16 protein-coding genes are annotated in these 16,237 nt (G+C 64.3%); 2 read left to right on the top strand and 14 right to left on the bottom strand.

Annotation, left to right across the window (positions count from 1 at the left end):
• Nucleotides 1-7: 7 nt before the first annotated feature.
• From NTD82_RS25760 to NTD82_RS25740, 5 genes are read right to left on the bottom strand one after another with little or no spacing between them, the layout of a single operon-like run.
• Nucleotides 8-640 (bottom strand): SCO family protein, encoded by a 633-nt coding sequence (locus tag NTD82_RS25760; RefSeq protein ID WP_262130773.1) that lies wholly within the window; start codon nt 638-640, stop codon nt 8-10.
• Complete coding sequence (gene cyoE, locus NTD82_RS25755) at nt 637-1,536, bottom strand: heme o synthase (RefSeq protein ID WP_262130772.1); 900 nt, start codon at nt 1,534-1,536, stop codon at nt 637-639. The genes NTD82_RS25760 and cyoE overlap by 4 nt, the downstream gene beginning before the upstream one ends.
• Nucleotides 1,521-2,603, bottom strand: a complete 1,083-nt coding sequence (locus NTD82_RS25750; protein WP_262130771.1) for a COX15/CtaA family protein — start codon at nt 2,601-2,603, stop codon at nt 1,521-1,523. The genes cyoE and NTD82_RS25750 overlap by 16 nt, the downstream gene beginning before the upstream one ends.
• Before the next feature lie 9 nt (nt 2,604-2,612).
• Nucleotides 2,613-3,206 (bottom strand): hypothetical protein, encoded by a 594-nt coding sequence (locus NTD82_RS25745; RefSeq protein ID WP_410017090.1) that lies wholly within the window; start codon nt 3,204-3,206, stop codon nt 2,613-2,615.
• A complete protein-coding gene (locus NTD82_RS25740; protein ID WP_262130769.1) occupies nt 3,172-3,918 on the bottom strand; it encodes an SURF1 family protein in 747 nt (248 codons plus the stop codon). The genes NTD82_RS25745 and NTD82_RS25740 overlap by 35 nt, the downstream gene beginning before the upstream one ends.
• Before the next feature lie 49 nt (nt 3,919-3,967).
• On the opposite strand from NTD82_RS25740, the gene NTD82_RS25735 reads away from it, so the two are divergent.
• The gene (locus NTD82_RS25735) at nt 3,968-4,171 is read left to right on the top strand and encodes a twin transmembrane helix small protein (protein ID WP_095159063.1); all 204 of its coding nucleotides are present in this window, start codon (nt 3,968-3,970) and stop codon (nt 4,169-4,171) included.
• Between the two features lie 9 nt (nt 4,172-4,180).
• Here the strand turns inward: NTD82_RS25735 and NTD82_RS25730 are convergent, their stop codons facing one another.
• The 4 genes from NTD82_RS25730 to coxB are packed head-to-tail and all read right to left on the bottom strand — an operon-like array spanning nt 4,181 to nt 8,406.
• On the bottom strand, nt 4,181-5,065 hold the full coding sequence (locus NTD82_RS25730) for a cytochrome c oxidase subunit 3 (protein ID WP_110969900.1): 885 nt from the start codon (nt 5,063-5,065) through the stop codon (nt 4,181-4,183).
• 12 nt (nt 5,066-5,077) lie between these two features.
• On the bottom strand, nt 5,078-5,647 hold the full coding sequence (locus tag NTD82_RS25725; RefSeq protein ID WP_110969899.1) for a cytochrome c oxidase assembly protein: 570 nt from the start codon (nt 5,645-5,647) through the stop codon (nt 5,078-5,080).
• Between the two features lie 16 nt (nt 5,648-5,663).
• Nucleotides 5,664-7,256: a cytochrome c oxidase subunit I gene (ctaD, locus tag NTD82_RS25720; protein WP_095159066.1), complete on the bottom strand. Its 1,593-nt coding sequence runs from the start codon at nt 7,254-7,256 to the stop codon at nt 5,664-5,666.
• A gap of 22 nt (nt 7,257-7,278) precedes the next feature.
• Nucleotides 7,279-8,406 (bottom strand): cytochrome c oxidase subunit II, encoded by a 1,128-nt coding sequence (gene coxB / locus NTD82_RS25715; protein ID WP_095159067.1) that lies wholly within the window; start codon nt 8,404-8,406, stop codon nt 7,279-7,281.
• Between the two features lie 368 nt (nt 8,407-8,774).
• Between coxB and NTD82_RS25710 the strand changes: the two genes are divergently transcribed.
• Entirely contained in the window at nt 8,775-9,428 is a 654-nt protein-coding gene (locus NTD82_RS25710) for a hypothetical protein (RefSeq protein ID WP_262130768.1), read from the top strand.
• Nucleotides 9,429-9,557: 129 nt separating this feature from the next.
• Here the strand turns inward: NTD82_RS25710 and NTD82_RS25705 are convergent, their stop codons facing one another.
• The 5 genes from NTD82_RS25705 to NTD82_RS25685 all read right to left on the bottom strand — a co-directional run bounded on the left by NTD82_RS25705 (nt 9,558) and on the right by NTD82_RS25685 (nt 16,129).
• Nucleotides 9,558-11,951, bottom strand: coding sequence for a TonB-dependent siderophore receptor (locus NTD82_RS25705; RefSeq protein ID WP_262130804.1), 2,394 nt, complete (start codon nt 11,949-11,951; stop codon nt 9,558-9,560).
• Between the two features lie 133 nt (nt 11,952-12,084).
• Nucleotides 12,085-13,053: a FecR domain-containing protein gene (locus NTD82_RS25700; protein ID WP_262130767.1), complete on the bottom strand. Its 969-nt coding sequence runs from the start codon at nt 13,051-13,053 to the stop codon at nt 12,085-12,087.
• Nucleotides 13,054-13,057: 4 nt separating this feature from the next.
• The gene (locus NTD82_RS25695) at nt 13,058-13,570 is read right to left on the bottom strand and encodes a sigma-70 family RNA polymerase sigma factor (RefSeq protein ID WP_095159070.1); all 513 of its coding nucleotides are present in this window, start codon (nt 13,568-13,570) and stop codon (nt 13,058-13,060) included.
• 115 nt (nt 13,571-13,685) lie between these two features.
• On the bottom strand, nt 13,686-15,218 hold the full coding sequence (locus tag NTD82_RS25690; protein ID WP_262130766.1) for a SulP family inorganic anion transporter: 1,533 nt from the start codon (nt 15,216-15,218) through the stop codon (nt 13,686-13,688).
• 188 nt (nt 15,219-15,406) lie between these two features.
• Nucleotides 15,407-16,129, bottom strand: a complete 723-nt coding sequence (locus NTD82_RS25685) for a carbonic anhydrase (RefSeq protein WP_095159072.1) — start codon at nt 16,127-16,129, stop codon at nt 15,407-15,409.
• Nucleotides 16,130-16,237 lie beyond the last annotated feature (108 nt).

The following is a 16,237-nucleotide window of genomic DNA, read 5'->3' as shown; positions in this document are numbered from 1 at the left end:
GCCCGCCTCAATCCCGCTTCACCAACCCCGGCAATTGCGCTACCAGCTTCTGGTTGTTGAACGGCGCCCGTATAAAGCCCCGCTGCGCGCCATCCGGTCCGATCACCGCGAGGTTGCCGCTGTGATCCACGGTGTACCCCTCCTTGCTGGTATCCGCCGGAATGAACGGGATGCTCAAGGCATTCGCCAGTTTCTGCGTCGCTTCCAGCGAGCCGGTCAGGCCACGGAAATCCTTGTCGAAATAACCCAGGTATTGCTTGAGCTGCGCCGGCGTGTCGCGGTTCGGGTCGACGCTGACCAGCACCACCTGCATCCGCTCCACCGCCTCTTTCGGCAGTTCACTCTTCACCTGCCGCAATTGCGCCAGGGTCGTCGGGCAGATGTCCGGGCAGAAGGTGTAGCCGAAGAACACCAACGACCACTTGCCCTTCAACTGGTCAACGCGCACCGGCTGGCCGTTTTCGTCGCTCATTTCAAGCTCCGGCACCGCGCGGCTCTGCGGCAGCAGGATGATGCCGGCGTCGATCAGCTCGGCCGGGTTGCCCTGGCTGCGACCGCTGAGCACTTTGTTGATGGTAAGCCCGAGAATCAATGCGACCAGGGCGACGAGGATAAAGACGGTTTTCTGGGTTCGAGTCATAGATTCAGTAGTAGGTAGTGGTCTACGAGCAGCGCGATGAACAGCAGGAACAAGTACCAGACAGAGTACTTGAAGGTCTTGATCGCAGCGTGCGGCCGAACGCCACGGTACAACACCCAGGCCCACTGCAGGAAGCGCGCCCCCAGCAGCACGGCGCAGGCCAGGTAAAGCGGCCCACTCATATGGATGGCATACGGCAGCAGGCTCACCGCCAGCAATACGCAGGTGTAAAGCAGGATGTGCACCTTGGTGTAGTGCTCGCCGTGGGTCACCGGCAGCATCGGGATGTCGGCCTTGGCGTATTCGGCCTTGCGGTGGATGGCCAGGGCCCAGAAGTGCGGCGGGGTCCAGGCGAAGATGATCAGCACCAGCAGCAGCGGTTCGGCGCTCAGATGCCCGCTTACCGCTACCCAGCCCAACAGCGGCGGCGCCGCGCCGGCCAGTCCACCGATCACGATGTTCTGCGGTGTCGCGCGCTTGAGAAAGCCGGTGTAGATCACCGCATAGCCCAATAGCGAGGCCAGGGTCAGCCAGGCCGTGAGGGCGTTGGTGAAGGTCAGCAGCAGCGTCAGGCCGATCAGCGCCAGCAGCAGCGCGAACAGCATCGCCGGCAGCGGCGCCACCCGGCCTTCGGCCAGCGGTCGTTTGTGGGTGCGGGCCATCAGCGCGTCGATCCGCCGGTCCACCACGTGGTTCACCGCCGCCGCCGCGCCGGCGCAACAGCCGATGCCCAGGTTGCCGAACAGCAGCACGGTCCAGGGCACCCCGGCGCGCGTCGCGAGAAACATGCCCACCAGCGAGGTGATGAGCATCAGCACCACCACCTTGGGTTTGGTCAGTTCCAGATAGTCACGCCAGCCGGCCTGGCTCTGGCTTTCGGTCAGAAGCGCTGCCATGGATTGTCTCCCAGATAATGAAGGTCACCCGCAAGCCTGAGCGGGGTAAGCCGCCAGCCCGGGCTGACGCGGCGCGCGCGTGGCTGCATGGCCAGGCGGGTGCGGTAATTGACCAGCACCATGGTCAGCAGCAACCCGGCGCCGCCGGCGTTGTGCGCGACCGCCACGGCCAGCGGCAAGTGGAACACCACGTTGCTGATGCCCAGGGCGATTTGTATGAACAGCGCCGCCAGCACCAGCTTGGCCAGGCGCCGCAAGCCGACGCGGTGCAGTTGCCAGGCCAGCGCCAACGCCACGCAAGTGACCAGCATCGCGCCGAGGCGGTGGGTGATGTGGATGGCGGTGCGGGCCTCGCTGTCGAGCTGGCCGCCCAGGTAGTTGGGGCCGATGTGCTGGGTGAGGTGGAAGCCGTTGGCGAAGTCCGCCTCCGGCCACCATTGCCCGTGGCAGGTTGGCAGGTCGATGCAGGCCACCGCCGCGTAGTTGGCGCTGACCCAGCCCCCCAAGGCGACCTGCCCGATCACCAGCAACAACGCCGCGGCCGCCAACCGGCGCAGTCGTCGCGGCAGACCGGGCAGCGGCATATAGGCGCGGGACAGGCGCAAGCTAAGCAGGAACAGCAGGCTCAAGGTGGCAAAGCCGCCAAGCAGGTGCGCCGTCACCACCTGCGGCCAGAGTTGCAGGGTCACGGTCCACATGCCGAACGCTGCCTGCACCAGCACCACCCCGAGCACGATCAGTGGCAGGCGATAGGGCTGGCCGTCATGCCCATGGCGGCGCAGCGCCTGCACCGCGAGCATGGCGATCACCAGGGCCAGGGTGCCGGCGAAATAGCGGTGGACCATCTCGTTGCGGCCTTTGTGCGCTTCCACCGGCGAGTCGGGGAAGTTCAGCTCGGCGTGGGCCAGTTGCGCTTCGGTCTTGGGCACGCTGATGAAGCCGTAGCAGCCCGGCCAGTCCGGGCAGCCGAGGCCGGCGTGGGTGAGGCGGGTGTAGGCGCCGAGCAGCACCACCAGCAGCGCCAGCCCGGTGGCGAACACAGCGAGACGATATCCAGGTCGGGTCATGACGTGCTCCTAACCGATGTTGGACAGTTTGAGCAGGTGGCGCAGGTCGTTGAGCACGTCCTTGCCCTTGACCCGTGCGTCGTAGCGCAGCACCAGGTTGCCGTGAGGATCGACGATCCACAGTTGCGCCTCGCCGCGGTTGGGAATGGTCGCGCCATAGCGCGTCGGGTCCAGTGCGTAGCGCTGCAATTGCGGGTATTCGCGCTCGACCCGCGCCAGGTACTCGCCGCTCAGCGGTTCCGTGCTGGCCAGGGCGTGGCTGGCGCGGCCGGCGTCGCGGGCCAGGCCGATGTTGATCTGGCGGGCCAGGTAGACCAGTTGCTGGCAGTCCACCGCGCACTCCTTCGGCGTGGTGACCAGCAACTGCCAGCGCTGGTCGTCGGACTGCACGCCAAGGTCGGCCAGGCTCTGGCCATTGCCGATCATCTCGCCGTGGTAGCTGCGGCCTTCCGGCACCCAGAACTGCAGTTTGTACATGCCGGTGGCGAGCAGCATCGGCCCCACCACCACCAGCAAAATCAGGATGAGCTGCAAACGCCCCCAGGCCCGGCCGCGTGGCGCCTTGCCTTCAGACATGTCGAGTGGACCTGTGGCGACTCCCATGCTGTTGCTCCTTTTTATTGTTTTGATGCCAACCGAAATAGAGGAAGAGAACGATCAGGGCCAGCGCCAGGGCGAACCACTGCACGGCGTAACCCAGGTGTTTTTCCGGCCCGAGGGCGACCACCGGCCAGTCCACCCGGAAACTGCCGGGCCCCGGTTCCAGGCGCAGTTCATGGGCGTAGCCGTCGCGGGCCAGTTGGCTCCAGAGATGGCTGGCGTCGATGCTGTTGAGCAGCCGCGGCCAGTCGCCGTTCGGCGCATCGGCGCGCAGCAGGAAGCTGGCGCCCGGCGCGATATAGACCCAGGCGGTGAGGTTCAGGGTGTGCTGCGGCGTGTCGAAGGCCACCGGCACGCGCCGGTCGGGCCAGGGCAGCCAGCCGCGATTGACCAGCCACCAGCGCTGGCTCGGCTCATCGAAGAACGGTTGCAGCAGTTCGACGCCGGCGTGGCCATCGCGCATGCGGCTGTCCAGCAGCAGGCTGTGCTGGGCATCGAATTGACCGCGAAGGTGCACGCGGCGATAGGCGGGATCGACTTCATCGAGCAGGCGTTCGCCGGCCACCGGCTGGGCAATTTCGCGCTCGGCATAGACCTCCAGCAGCGCCCGCTTTTCCTCGGCGCGACCGAGCTGCCAGACGCCCAGGCCGATCAGCACCGGCAGCAGCATCAGCACCACCAGGGTCGGCACCACGCCAGGGCGAAAGGGCCTCATCGGGGCCCCGCTATACTCAAAGTCATCACATCCCCCCGGAGTTTTCGCCATGCTCAAAGCCGCGATCGTTGTGTTGTTGCTGGCGACTGTCGTCAGCCTGTTCAGCGGCCTGGTGTTTCTGGTCAAGGACGACGGAAACTCGACCCGTCTGCTCAAGGCCCTGACCGTACGGGTCAGTCTGGCCGCCCTCACCCTCGGCCTGATCACCTGGGGTTTCTACAGCGGCCAACTGGTTTCCCACGCCCCTTGGTAAGGCCTCCCGTCACAGCACGTAAACGAAGATAAACAACCCGACCCAGACCACATCGACGAAGTGCCAGTACCAACTGGCCGCTTCGAAACCGAAGTGTTTGTCGGCGTTGAAATGCCCTTTCAACACCCGCATCAGCATCACGAAGAGAATCAGGGTGCCCATGGTCACGTGGGCGCCGTGGAAGCCGGTGAGCATGAAGAAGGTCGCGCCGTAGATGCCCGAACCGAGGGTCAGCCCCAGCTTGGTGTAGGCCTCGTGGTACTCGTAGGCCTGCAGGATGAGGAAGGCGATACCGAGCGCGACGGTCAGCGCCAGCCAGAATTTCAGCGGGCCGCGATGGTCCTTGCGCAGGGCGTGGTGGGCGATGGTGATGGTCACGCTGGAGCTGACCAGCAGGATGGTGTTGATCAGCGGCAGGTGCCACGGGTCGATGACTTCCTTGGGCGGCGGGAACAGTTTCGGGTCCGGCGTGTGCAGCAGCGGCCAGGTGAACTCGAAGTTGGGCCAGAGCATGTGCGCCACGCCCTTGGCGCCTTCACCGCCGAGCCACGGCCCGGCCAGGTGGCGCACGTAAAACAGCGCACCGAAGAAGGCGATGAAGAACATCACCTCGGAAAAGATGAACCACGACATGCCCCAGCGGAACGAACGGTCCATCTGCGGGCTGTAGAGCCCGGCGCGACTTTCCTTGATCACCGCGCCGAACCAGCCGAACAGCATGTAGGCCAGACATAGCGCACCGACGAAGAAAATCAGCGGACCGTGAGAGTCGCGCCCCGCCTTGAGGTCGTTGAACCAGGTGCCGAGGCCGAACACCGTGATGAACATGCCAACGGTGGCGATGATCGGCCATTTGCTTTGCGCCGGTACGTAGTAATGCTCGTGAGAGGCCATGAATTGTTCTCCTTATCGGGCGCTCTGCGGGTTCTGGCTGGCCACATGGGCGACCGGCGGCTGGCGAGCGGTGATGTCGAACAGCGTGTAGGCGAGCGTCAGGTGTTTCACATCCTTGGGTAGGTCGCGGTCGACGATGAAACGCACCGGCATTTCGATGCGCTCACCCGGCTGCAGCACCTGCTGGCTGAAGCAGAAGCATTCGGTCTTGTGGAAATACGCCGCCGCCTCGGCCGGCGAAATGCTCGGGATGGCCTGGGCGGTCATGGGTTTGTCGGTCGGGTTGTGGGCAACGAAGATCATCTGGTTGACCGCCCCCGGGTTGACGTCGATCTGGTCGGCGGTGGAGTAGAAGTCCCAGACCATGTCGATGGCGTTGGTCGAGAGGAACTGCACCTTCACCGAGCGCGCCGGGTCCACCACCTGGCTGCCTTCGTACTGGCCGCCGGTCTTGCCGTTGATGCCGAACGCGCGGCACATCACGTCGTAGATCGGCACCAGGGCGAAGCCGAAGGCGAACATCAGCACCGCCAGCATCAGCAGGCGGGTGACCAGGCGCTTGATCGAGATGCCCTCGTTCATGACCGCGATGCTCCTTTCACTTCACTTCCGGTGGCGTCTGGAAGGTGTGGTACGGCGCCGGCGACGGAATCGTCCACTCCAGTCCTTCGGCGCCATCCCACGGCTTGGCCGGCGCCGGCTCACCGCCGCGGATGCATTTGATGACGATGAACAGGAAGAAGATCTGCGTGGCGCCGAAGGTGAAGGCGCCGATCGACGAGATCATGTTGAAGTCGGCGAACTGCAGGTTGTAGTCCGGGATCCGCCGCGGCATGCCGGCCAGGCCAACGAAGTGCATCGGGAAGAACGCCAGGTTCATGCCGACGAACGACAGCCAGAAATGCAACTTGCCGAGGGTTTCGTCGTACATGTGCCCGGTCCACTTCGGCAGCCAGTAGTAGGCCGAGGCGAAGATCCCGAAGATCGCCCCCGGCACCAGCACGTAGTGGAAGTGCGCCACCACGAAGTAGGTGTCGTGGTACTGGAAGTCCGCCGGGGCGATGGCCAGCATCAACCCGGAGAACCCGCCGATGGTGAACAGGATGACGAAGGCGATGGCGAACAGCATCGGCGTCTCGAAGGTCAGCGAGCCTTCCCACATGGTGCTGACCCAGTTGAACACCTTCACCCCGGTGGGCACGGCGATCAGCATGGTCGCGTACATGAAGAACAGCTCGCCCACCACCGGAATGCCCACCACGAACATGTGGTGCGCCCAGACGATGAACGACAGGAAGGCGATCGCGCCGGTGGCGTAGACCATCGAGGTGTAGCCGAACAGCGGCTTACGCGAGAACGCCGGGATGATCGAACTGACCGCGCCGAACGCCGGCAGGATCATGATGTACACCTCGGGGTGGCCGAAGAACCAGAACACATGCTGGAACAGCACCGGGTCACCACCGCCGGCGGCGCTGAAGAAGCTGGTGCCGAAATGGATGTCCATCAGCATCATGGTCACCACGCCTGCCAGCACCGGCATTACCGCGATCAGCAGGAAGGCGGTGATCAGCCAGGTCCAGACGAACAGCGGCATCTTCATCAGGGTCATGCCGGGGGCACGCAGGTTGAGGATGGTGGCGATGACGTTGATCGCGCCCATGATCGAGCTGATGCCCATGAGGTGAATGGCGAAGATAAAGAAGGTCACGCTTTCCGGCGCGTAGGTGGTCGAGAGCGGCGCGTAGAAGGTCCAGCCGAAGTTCGGCCCGCCACCGGGCATGAACAGCGTGGACACCAGCAGCAGGAACGCCGCCGGCAACAGCCAGAAGCTGAAGTTGTTCATCCGCGGCAGGGCCATGTCCGGCGCGCCGATCATCAGCGGGATCATCCAGTTGGCCAGGCCGACGAAGGCCGGCATCACCGCGCCGAAGACCATCACCAGGCCGTGCATGGTGGTCATCTGGTTGAAGAACTCCGGCTGGACGATCTGCAGGCCGGGCTGGAACAGCTCGGCGCGGATCACCATGGCGAAGGAGCCGCCCAGCAGGAAGGCGATAAAGGCGAACCACAGGTACATCGAGCCGATGTCTTTATGGTTGGTCGTCAGCACCCAGCGCATCAGGCCCTTGGCCGGGCCGTGGGCGTGGTCATGCCCGGCATGACCGTGGTCGTCGATCACTGTGCTCATGTCCTGTCTCCTGAAAACCGGCTCATTTGCTTTCCGCCTGTTTGATCGCCAGCACGTCTTTCGGCGTGACCATGTCGCCCTTGTTGTTGCCCCAGGCGTTGCGTTCGTAGGTGACGACGGCGGCCAGATCGACTTCCGAGAGTTGCTTGCCGAACGCCGCCATCGCGGTGCCGGGCTTGCCGTGGAACACCAGGTTGAGGTGGTCTTCCTTCGGTCCGGTGGCGATCTTCGAGCCTTTGAGCGCCGGGAACATCGGCGGCAGGCCCTGGCCTTCGGCCTGGTGACAGGCCACGCAGGTGGTGTGGTAGACCTTGTCGCCGCGCTCGACCAGCTCTTGCAGCGTCCATTCCTTGCTGGTCAGTTCCTTGAGCTTGGCCGCCTCGGCCTTGCGTTCGCCGAGCCAGGTGTCGTAGTCCTCTTTCGACTTGACCTCGACCACCACCGGCATGAAACCGTGGTCCTTGCCGCACAGCTCGGTGCACTGGCCGCGGTAGATGCCGGGTTTTTCGACACGGGTCCAGGCTTCGTTGACGAAGCCGGGGATGGCGTCGCGCTTGACCGCGAAGGCCGGCACCCACCAGGAGTGGATAACGTCGGCGGCGGTGACCAGGAAGCGCACTTTCGCGCCCACCGGCAACACCAGCGGCTGGTCGACTTCAAGGAGGTAGTGTTCGTCTTTCGGCGCTTTGTTGTGGATCTGGTCCGCCGGGGTCGCCAGGTTGCTGAAGAACTCGACGTCCTGGCCCAGGTATTTGTAGTGCCATTTCCACTGGTAGCCGGTGACCTGGATATCCACGTCCGATTCACTGGCGTCGTAGATGTCGATCAGGGTCTTGGTCGCCGGAATGGCCATGACCACCAGAATCAGGAAGGGCACCACGGTCCAGAGAATTTCGACCCAGGTGTGTTCGTGGAAATGCGCCGGCTGCTGGCCGGTGGAGCGGCGGTGGACGATCATCGACCAGAACATCGCGCCGAATACCACGAGGCCGATCACCACGCAGATCCAGAAGATGGTCATGTGCAGGTCGAACACGGCATTGCTGACTTCGGTCGCCCCCGGCGCCATGTTCACGGTCCAGGCGGCATGCGCTGGCGTGAGTAGCGACCACAGCAGGAGGCCCATCCAGACATGTGGATGTCGCATCATTGCGGGTTCCCCTTATCGTTCTTGTTATCCCGGAGGCGGGACCTACGGCAGGGGGCACGGCGTCAAGACTGCGGACTTTGACGACGGCCCCCCGCTGCACAACAGGCGGGCCTCATCAGCCAAATCACTTTCACAGCGGAGTATAGACAGGGGTCCCGACCGCGCAATGACGCGGCGGAAAAGCGCTGCTGACCAATCAGTCATCGCCGAAAATCCTTGTAGGACATTGGCTTACATGAATGATGGCATCTTGATATAACCCCATACTGCAAAAGGGCATGAGGGTTATGAGAAATGGATCTTAGGCGATAACAAAATAGGACTAATTTAGTGTCTTCCGTACGTCACCGCTTGTCCTTGGAGTTGTCATGAAGATTGCCGCTTTGCGCGAGCAGATCGCCCAAGCCCACCGTCACGAAGCCGAAACCGGCCAATTGAAGGAACGGCTAGAGCGCCAGTTACCCCATCTGCATCCCTTGATTCAGTTACCCGAGCAGGACGCGCAGGGTGCGTTGAACCGTTTCGTTACCGCTTACATCGATCAGGTCCCGGAGCTGCTGGAGGCCGCCAACGACGTCGCCCGCGAAGCGGGTATCGAATCGCAGATCAAACCGGTGCTGAAAATCGCCGAGGAATATTTCATCACCCCGCCGCAGATCGTGAATGGCCAGGTCGGCCTGGATTGCCTGCTGGACGAAGCGTATCTGGCGCATCGCCTGGTGGAAGAGGTCAACGACCTGTACATCAAGCATTTCCAGCAGCCGTTGATTCCGCTGGATACCACCGTGGCCAACCTGATCGCCCACCAGTTGATCGGCGAAGAATTCGCCAACCAGCTCGATGAAGTGGCGCATCACTCGCTGGACAACATGCTCAACGACGAAAGCTTCGCGCTGGAGTCAGTGGAGGCGTACCGCGAAACGCTGAGCAGCCCGGAGACGGGCGCAGCGTGGAAACGCTGGCCGTGCCTGTCGCGGCAGCTCGGGGTTGGGCTGGAGTTGGGCCAACAGCAGACGGGCTGATATTTATTGCCACTTTGATGGCCCTATCGTCGGCAAGCCAGCTCCCACAGGTCTTGTGGGAGTTGGCTTGTCGGGGCGCATCGCCGGCAAGCTGGCTTGCCAGCGATGAGGCCAGCACCAACAGCCGATTTACCAGTTGTAACTCACCGTCCCCAACACCGTCCGCTCTTCACCCCAGTAGCAACGCCCGGCGTTGTTGCAGCCCGCCACATATTCCTGGTCGAACAGGTTGCGAGCGTTGACCTCGGCCGACCAGTGCGCATTCACCTGATAGCCGATGGTGGCATCCACCAGCGTCACGTCACCCGTATCCAGCTTGCCGTACAGCGACGGGCTGGTGTACGCGAAGGTGCTGTCGAAATGACGGACACCAGCGCCAACACGCAGGCCCTTGAGCTGGCCGTCGAGGAAGCGGTAGGTGCTCCACAGCGACGCCTGGTTGCGCGGAACGCCGGTGACCTGATGGCCTTCGAGCAGCGAGCCGGCCACGTCCTTGGTGATCCGCGAGTCGGTGTAGGTGTAAGCCGCCGTCACGTTGATGTTTTCGCTGATGTCGCTGTTCAGCTCCAGTTCCACGCCCTTGGCGCGGCTGCGACCAATGTTGCGGTAGTCGCCGCTGGCGCTGTCGTACAGCGAGTCATCCTTCTTGCGCAGGTCATAGACCGACGCGCTGATCAGCGTATTCCAGCCCTTGGGCTCGTATTTCACACCGGCTTCGTATTGCTCGCTCAGCGTCGGGTCCAGCGGCCCCGAGGCGCTCGATACCTGCTGGATCGGGTTGTACGCGGTGGAATAGCTCAGGTACGGCGAGACACCGTTGTCGAACTGGTACATCAAGCCGGTCTGCCAGGTGAACTGACCATCCCAGTAGTCGAGGTCGGCCGGCGCGTTGAGGGTGCCGCGGCGATTGCGGTACTCGCTGTTGACCCGGTCATAGCGCCCGCCCAGCAACAGCACCCAGTTGTCGAGCCGGGACTGGATCTGGCTGTAGACGCCATACATGGTCTGTTCGAGCAGGGCGTCCTGGACCCGCGTCGAGGTCACCGGGTCGCCGTTGTAGACCGGGTTGAACACGTTGACGCTACCGCCGAAACCGGCGTTCCAGTCCTGATTGAACGAGGTGCGGTCGAGGCTGGCGCCGACCAGCAAGGTGTTTTCCACCTCGCCAAGGTTGAAGCGGCCTTCGACCTGGTTATCCAGCGAATAGGCGATCGACTTGTTGTAGCGGTCGTAGGCGGTGTTGGTCACCGTGGTGCCGAAGCCGCCGTTGTTCAGGTTGCCCGGCCAGATCTCCTGGCGGTCGATGCGCGACTGCATGTAGCGGGAGTTCTGCCGGTACTGCCAGTCGTCGTTGAACTGGTGATGGAATTCGTAGCCGAGGGTCCAGGTTTCCCGCTCGAAATTGTCCCAGCCGGGATTGCCCAGCAGGGCGTGCTTGCTGATCTTGCCGTTGGGATTGTTCAGCAGGGTGCCGGCCGCCGGGTAGCCCAGCTCCATCAGCGTACGGTCGCGCTGGTAGGACGCCAGCAGCGTCAGGTCATTCTGTTCGTCGAAGTTCAGCGTGAGCGACGGCGCGACATACAGGCGGTCGTCCGGCTGATGATCGACCTGAGTGCCGGACTTGCGCCCCAGCACCACCAACCGCCCGAGCACGTTGGGGTTGTCCGCCAGCGGGCCGGACACGTCGATGCCCAGTTGGCGGCGCTCATTGGAGCCATAGCTGAGCTGGATTTCGCCGCGTGGCTGGGCGGTCGGGCGCTTGCTCACCAGGTTGACCACGCCGCCGGGGGCGTTTTCGCCATACAGGATCGAGGTCGGGCCACGGAACACTTCCACCCGCTCCACGCCATAAGGCTCGCTGCTGGTGTCGTAGCGGTTGCCCTGCACCCGCAGGCCGTCGCGCAGCAGCCCGTAGCCGTAGTCGGTGGCGTTGAAACCGCGAATGAAGAACAGGTCGCCCGCCTGACCATCACCGGCCGCGAAGGGCGGGGCGAAGATGCCGGGAACGTAGCCCAGCACTTCGGTCAGGCTCTGCGATTGCTGGTCGTCCATGCGCTGGCGGGTAACCACCGAGACCGAGCGCGGGGTGTCGGCCAGCGCGGTGCTGGTCTTGCTCGCCGTCGCCGAATGGGTGGCGCGATAGCCTTTGTCTTCCTGGCCGTAGCGGCTGGCCAGGCCCTGACCGTTGATCGATGTCGCGTCCAATTGCACCGCGCCCGTCTCGGGAGCGGGTTGCAGCACATAGCCGCTGGCGCCCTGGGACACGGCGACCAGGCCGCTGCCCGCGAGCAACACCGCCAGGGCCTGTTCGACGCTGTATTCCCCGTCCAGCCCGGCGCTGCGCTTGCCGGTCGCAAGGCTGTCGCTGCCAGCCAGGTAAATGCCGGCCTGGCTGCTGAAGTCATTGAGCACCGTGCTCAGGCTACCCGCCGCAACGTGGAAGGTCTGGAGCCGGGCGCTGGCCTGCGCGGCCTGGACAGCGGCGGGCAGAAGGGCGAGCGGGGCGAAGCTGAGGATGGTCATCGGCACGAGTGCCAACACGCAGGAGCGGGGCGACGACATGGCAGTCCCTGTTGTGTTCATGCGGTAGATGGGAGGGTTCTGCTGTTGAACCGGACGACGGACGCAAAGGGGAACCGCCCGCTGAAAAAAATTTTCAGGCCGGCTCGACAGTCACCCACCAGTCGGTCATCCGCTTGATCCGCACCGGCAACGCGGCTTCGAGCAGGCGCAGGGCGTGATCCGTGTCGTCGAGGGGGAAGGTGCCCATCACCGCCAGCCGGGCGAGGTCCGGGTGCAGGCCGAGATGGCCGGGACGGTAGCGGCCCAGCGCATCGATCAGCTCTTCGAGGGGCATGGCCTCGGCGGTCAGCCGATCCTGCAGCCAGGATTCGCCCGCCCTCTGCGCCGGCGCCGGGGGCGAGACGGCGAGGGCGCTGAAATCGACGCGCTGGCCGGCCTCGATCAGCGCGCGGGTGCCAGTGCGCGTGAAGATTTCCACCTCACCCTGATAGACGTTGAGCCGGGCATTGCCCTCGGCATAGCGAAGCGCCAGGCGAATCGGCGTCGACACCATCTGCAACATGCCGGCCCCGGTTTCCAGCAGCAAAGGCCGGCGATCCCGCACCGAGGATTGCAACAGGACCTCACCGAAACGCAGGTCGAGCAGGCGCTGCCGCGCGTCGAAACGGGTATCGACGGCGGTCTGCGCGCCCAGCCACAAGGTGCTGCCATCGGCCAGCGCCACCTCGCGGTTCTCGCCGGTGCCGGTGTGCAGATCGGCGGTCCAGCCATTGCGCGATGCCGCCTGCCAGCCGCCGAGGCCCGCCATCGAACCGATCGCCAGCACCAACAGCGACTTCACCGTCTGGCGCCGCCCCAGGCGTGCCGGCCCGCGCTCGCGCAGCAGGCGGCCGGCGCGTTCGCCTTCCGCCCGCAGCGGGGCGAAGCGTTCGCCCACCCGTTCCATGTAGCGCCAGGCGGCCTGATGCTCGGCATGCTGGTCGAACCAGCATTGCCACTGCTCGCGAACGCTGCTCTGGTCGCCTTCTTCCTGCAGCCGCACGTACCACTGGGCGGCGTGTTCGAGGGTCGCGTGGCTGAGTTTTTCCTGGGTGGCCCTCATCGCGTCACTCCACCAGCAAGCCGTCGAGTTCGGCTTCGAGCACGGCGCAATGGAGGAACGCCTGCGCCATGTACTTCTTGACCATGCGCTCGCTGACCTCCAGGCGCTCGGCGATCACCGCGTAGGTCACGCCTTCGACCTGCGCCATGAGAAACGCTTCGCGCACCTTGGCCGGCAGGCGCGACAGCATCGCGTCGACCTCGAACAGGGTTTCGATCACCAACGCCGTGTGTTCAGCGGAAGGCACCGTCGCCTCGGGCTGCGCCGCCAGGGTTTCGCGCCAGGCGCGCTCGATCTGGGCGTGGCGCCAATGATCGATGCACAGGCCCTTGGCGATGGTGGCGAGGTACGAGCGTTCGCCGACCTGGCTGTCGAACTCGACAGGTCGGCGCAATACGCGCAGGAACGTGTCATGCAACAGATCGGCGGCATCCCAGCCATTGCCCAGGCGACGGCGCAGGAACAGCAGCAGCCAGGGTGAGTGTCGAACGTAGAGGGTCTGGGCAGGGGAAGGCATGGGAGATCCGCGCGCGGGTGACGCAAATGGTATTGATTCTTAATAGTATGGCAGTGACGGCACCTGCTGCAACGTGCGCTTACATTCGCAGGTGCCGGGTCTTTTCAGGGTTCGCCTACGTGCCCAGGCCCGCCGTGGTTCGTACCCGCCCTTCGACGCGCCGCTTCAACCGCCGCGACTCGATCACCAGCGTCGACCCGTTAGCGGCGTTCGCCCGCCCCCAGTCCTCCAGCAGTTCCAGGCAGGAATGGTCGATGTAACTGAGGTTGGCCAGCGGCACGTGCAAGGTGGTGCCCGGCGGAATTGCGTCCAGCGCCTGGGTCAGCGCCGGCACCTTGAGGAAGGTCGCGGCGCCGCTCAAGCGCAGTTCCATATGCCCGGGCCGCGCCAGGCTGCTGACGCTGATCTTCAGCCGCGCCGCCTTGAGCGCCAGTTTCAGCAAGGTCAGGGCGAAGCCCAGCAGCACGCCGGTCAGCAGGTCGGTGAAGACGATCGCCAGGGCGGTCGCCGCGTAGGTGAACATCGGCATCCGCCCATAACGACCGAGCCCGCGAAAGGCCTTGAGGTCCACCAGTTTCACCCCGGTGAACACCAGCACCCCGGCCAGACTCGCCACCGGGATCTGCTGCAGCACACTGCCCAGTAGCACCACGAACGCCAGCAGCCAGACGCCATGGAACACCGCCGACAGCCGCGTCCGCGCGCCCGCCTGAACATTGGCCGAACTGCGCACGATCACCCCGGTCATCGGCAGCGCACCCAGCACGCCGCAGATCATGTTGCCGACCCCTTGCGCCGAGAGTTCACGGTCGAAGTCCGAGCGCTGGCCGCTGTGCATGCGGTCCACCGCCGCCGCCGACAGCAGGGTTTCGGCGCTGGCGATAAAGGCCAGGGCGAAGGCCGCGACCAGCAGCGTCGGGTCGGCCAGCGCCAGCAGGTCGGCGGGGCGCAGCCAGTCGATCGCCTGGCTCAGGTCGTCCGGCACCTGCACGCGGTTGACCGGCAGGGCCAGGGCGATGCTCAGCAACGTCATCAAGCTCACCCCGAGCAGCGCGCCCGGCACGAAGCGCAGCGTGTTCGGTTTCCAGCGTTCCCAGGCCCACATCACCGCGATGGTGCCGAGGCCCAGGGCCGCGGCCTGCCAGCCGTTGCCCGCGTGCTCCAGCGGCAGCGCATCGCCGACGACCGCGGGAAAGCCCAGCAGGTTGTCCAGCCCGGAGGGCAGCGGCGAGCGGTCGAACATCACATGCACCTGCGACAGCACGATCAGCACGCCGATACCGGCGAGCATGCCGTAGACCACCGCCGGCGCCGTGACCCGGAACCAGCAGCCAAGACGGAAGCGCCCGGCCAGCAATTGCAGCAAGCCGGCCAGCAGCAGGATCGGCCCGAGCATGGCCATGCCGTGCTGGCGCACCAGTTCGAACACCAGCACCGCCAGCCCGGCGGCCGGGCCGCTGACCTGCAACGGCGAGCCGGCCAGCCAACCCACCAACAGCCCGCCGACGATGCCGGTAATCAGGCCCTTGGCCGGCGGCATGCCGGACGCGATGGCGATCCCCATGCACAGCGGCAGCGCCACCAGAAACACCACCACCGATGCCAAGAGGTCCCGCGGCAAGGCCGCTTTGAATTGCGTCATGTTCATCCTGTTCTCCTTTTTCAGGCCGTTCCTCTGGCCATATTCATGCGCAGCGCCAAATCACGGGCAGCCGAAGGCCGCCGGCGCTGCGGCAAGGCATCAAAGCGTTTTCAAAGACAGCCGACGCCCATCCACGGGCCGCGCGTGGCGGCCTGTGGTGGGTCAGTCAGCAGAATTGGGTGAAGCGAGAAGGCTTAGAAGCGGCCTTTTGGAGTAGCGCTTGGTATCGGCTCGCCGCGCTTGAGCGGCAGGAAGGCATCGCTGGCGGCGTCGTAGGCGGAGATCTCGCTGGTCTCGATGTCGTAGATCCAGCCGTGGATATACAACTGACCGGCCGCCAGGCGCGAAGCCACCGACGGGTGCGTGCGCAAGTGGTGCAGTTGGGCGATGACGTTTTCCTTGGTCAGCACCTGCATGTTCTCGTGCTCGGTACCGCACTGGCAGTTGTCCTCGACCACGGTGCGGGCGACTTCAGCATGGCGCAGCCAGGCTTTGACGGTCGGCATCTTTTCCAGCGACTGCGGGTTCAACACCGCGCGCATGGCGCCACAGTCGGAGTGGCCGCAAATGATGATGTGGTGGACGCCCAGCGCCAGCACCGCATATTCGATGGCGGTCGACACACCACCGTTCATCTGGCCATAAGGCGGCACGACGTTACCGACGTTACGGGTAACGAACAGGTCGCCGGGCGAGCTTTGAGTAATCAGTTCGGGAACGATCCGCGAGTCGGCGCAGGTAATGAACATCGCTCGGGGTTTTTGGGCGGTGGCGAGCTTTTTGAAGAGCTCTTCCTGTTCAGGGAACACTTCGTGATGGAATCGCAAAAAGCCATCAACGATGTGTTTCAGGGCGCCATCGGCAGTCTCGGCTTCCGGAGTAGCCGGGCCGGTCGGAGAGGGTTCCTTGTTCGACATGATTCATCCTCTTTGACAGGTTCGTAGGTAAGTCCAGTTTACCGGGTTGAGATTCAGACAGGCTTACGTCACTTGGATTACAGATGTAGTCAACAAATCACATATTCG

The organism is Pseudomonas sp. 5P_5.1_Bac1 (assembly GCF_025466015.1).
Lineage (GTDB): Bacteria > Pseudomonadota > Gammaproteobacteria > Pseudomonadales > Pseudomonadaceae > Aquipseudomonas.
The sequence above is the reverse complement of the archived record's forward strand: the minus strand, read 5'-3'. Positions and strand labels throughout refer to the sequence as shown.

Bases quoted from the DNA above. Each gene is read 5' to 3' on its own strand.
- NTD82_RS25705 (WP_262130804.1), bottom strand. From the start codon at position 11,951: ATGACCATCCTCAGCTTCGCCCCGCTCGCCCTTCTGCCCGCCGCTGTC.
- NTD82_RS25690 (WP_262130766.1), bottom strand. From the start codon at position 15,218: ATGAACATGACGCAATTCAAAGCGGCCTTGCCGCGGGACCTCTTGGCA.
- cyoE (WP_262130772.1), bottom strand. From the start codon at position 1,536: ATGGCAGCGCTTCTGACCGAAAGCCAGAGCCAGGCCGGCTGGCGTGAC.
- NTD82_RS25700 (WP_262130767.1), bottom strand. From the start codon at position 13,053: ATGAGGGCCACCCAGGAAAAACTCAGCCACGCGACCCTCGAACACGCC.
- NTD82_RS25760 (WP_262130773.1), bottom strand. From the start codon at position 640: ATGACTCGAACCCAGAAAACCGTCTTTATCCTCGTCGCCCTGGTCGCA.
- NTD82_RS25735 (WP_095159063.1), top strand. From the start codon at position 3,968: ATGCTCAAAGCCGCGATCGTTGTGTTGTTGCTGGCGACTGTCGTCAGC.
- NTD82_RS25725 (WP_110969899.1), bottom strand. From the start codon at position 5,647: ATGAACGAGGGCATCTCGATCAAGCGCCTGGTCACCCGCCTGCTGATG.
- NTD82_RS25685 (WP_095159072.1), bottom strand. From the start codon at position 16,129: ATGTCGAACAAGGAACCCTCTCCGACCGGCCCGGCTACTCCGGAAGCC.
- NTD82_RS25695 (WP_095159070.1), bottom strand. From the start codon at position 13,570: ATGCCTTCCCCTGCCCAGACCCTCTACGTTCGACACTCACCCTGGCTG.
- NTD82_RS25745 (WP_410017090.1), bottom strand. From the start codon at position 3,206: ATGGGAGTCGCCACAGGTCCACTCGACATGTCTGAAGGCAAGGCGCCA.
- NTD82_RS25710 (WP_262130768.1), top strand. From the start codon at position 8,775: ATGAAGATTGCCGCTTTGCGCGAGCAGATCGCCCAAGCCCACCGTCAC.
- NTD82_RS25740 (WP_262130769.1), bottom strand. From the start codon at position 3,918: ATGAGGCCCTTTCGCCCTGGCGTGGTGCCGACCCTGGTGGTGCTGATG.
- NTD82_RS25730 (WP_110969900.1), bottom strand. From the start codon at position 5,065: ATGGCCTCTCACGAGCATTACTACGTACCGGCGCAAAGCAAATGGCCG.
- ctaD (WP_095159066.1), bottom strand. From the start codon at position 7,256: ATGAGCACAGTGATCGACGACCACGGTCATGCCGGGCATGACCACGCC.
- coxB (WP_095159067.1), bottom strand. From the start codon at position 8,406: ATGATGCGACATCCACATGTCTGGATGGGCCTCCTGCTGTGGTCGCTA.
- NTD82_RS25750 (WP_262130771.1), bottom strand. From the start codon at position 2,603: ATGACCCGACCTGGATATCGTCTCGCTGTGTTCGCCACCGGGCTGGCG.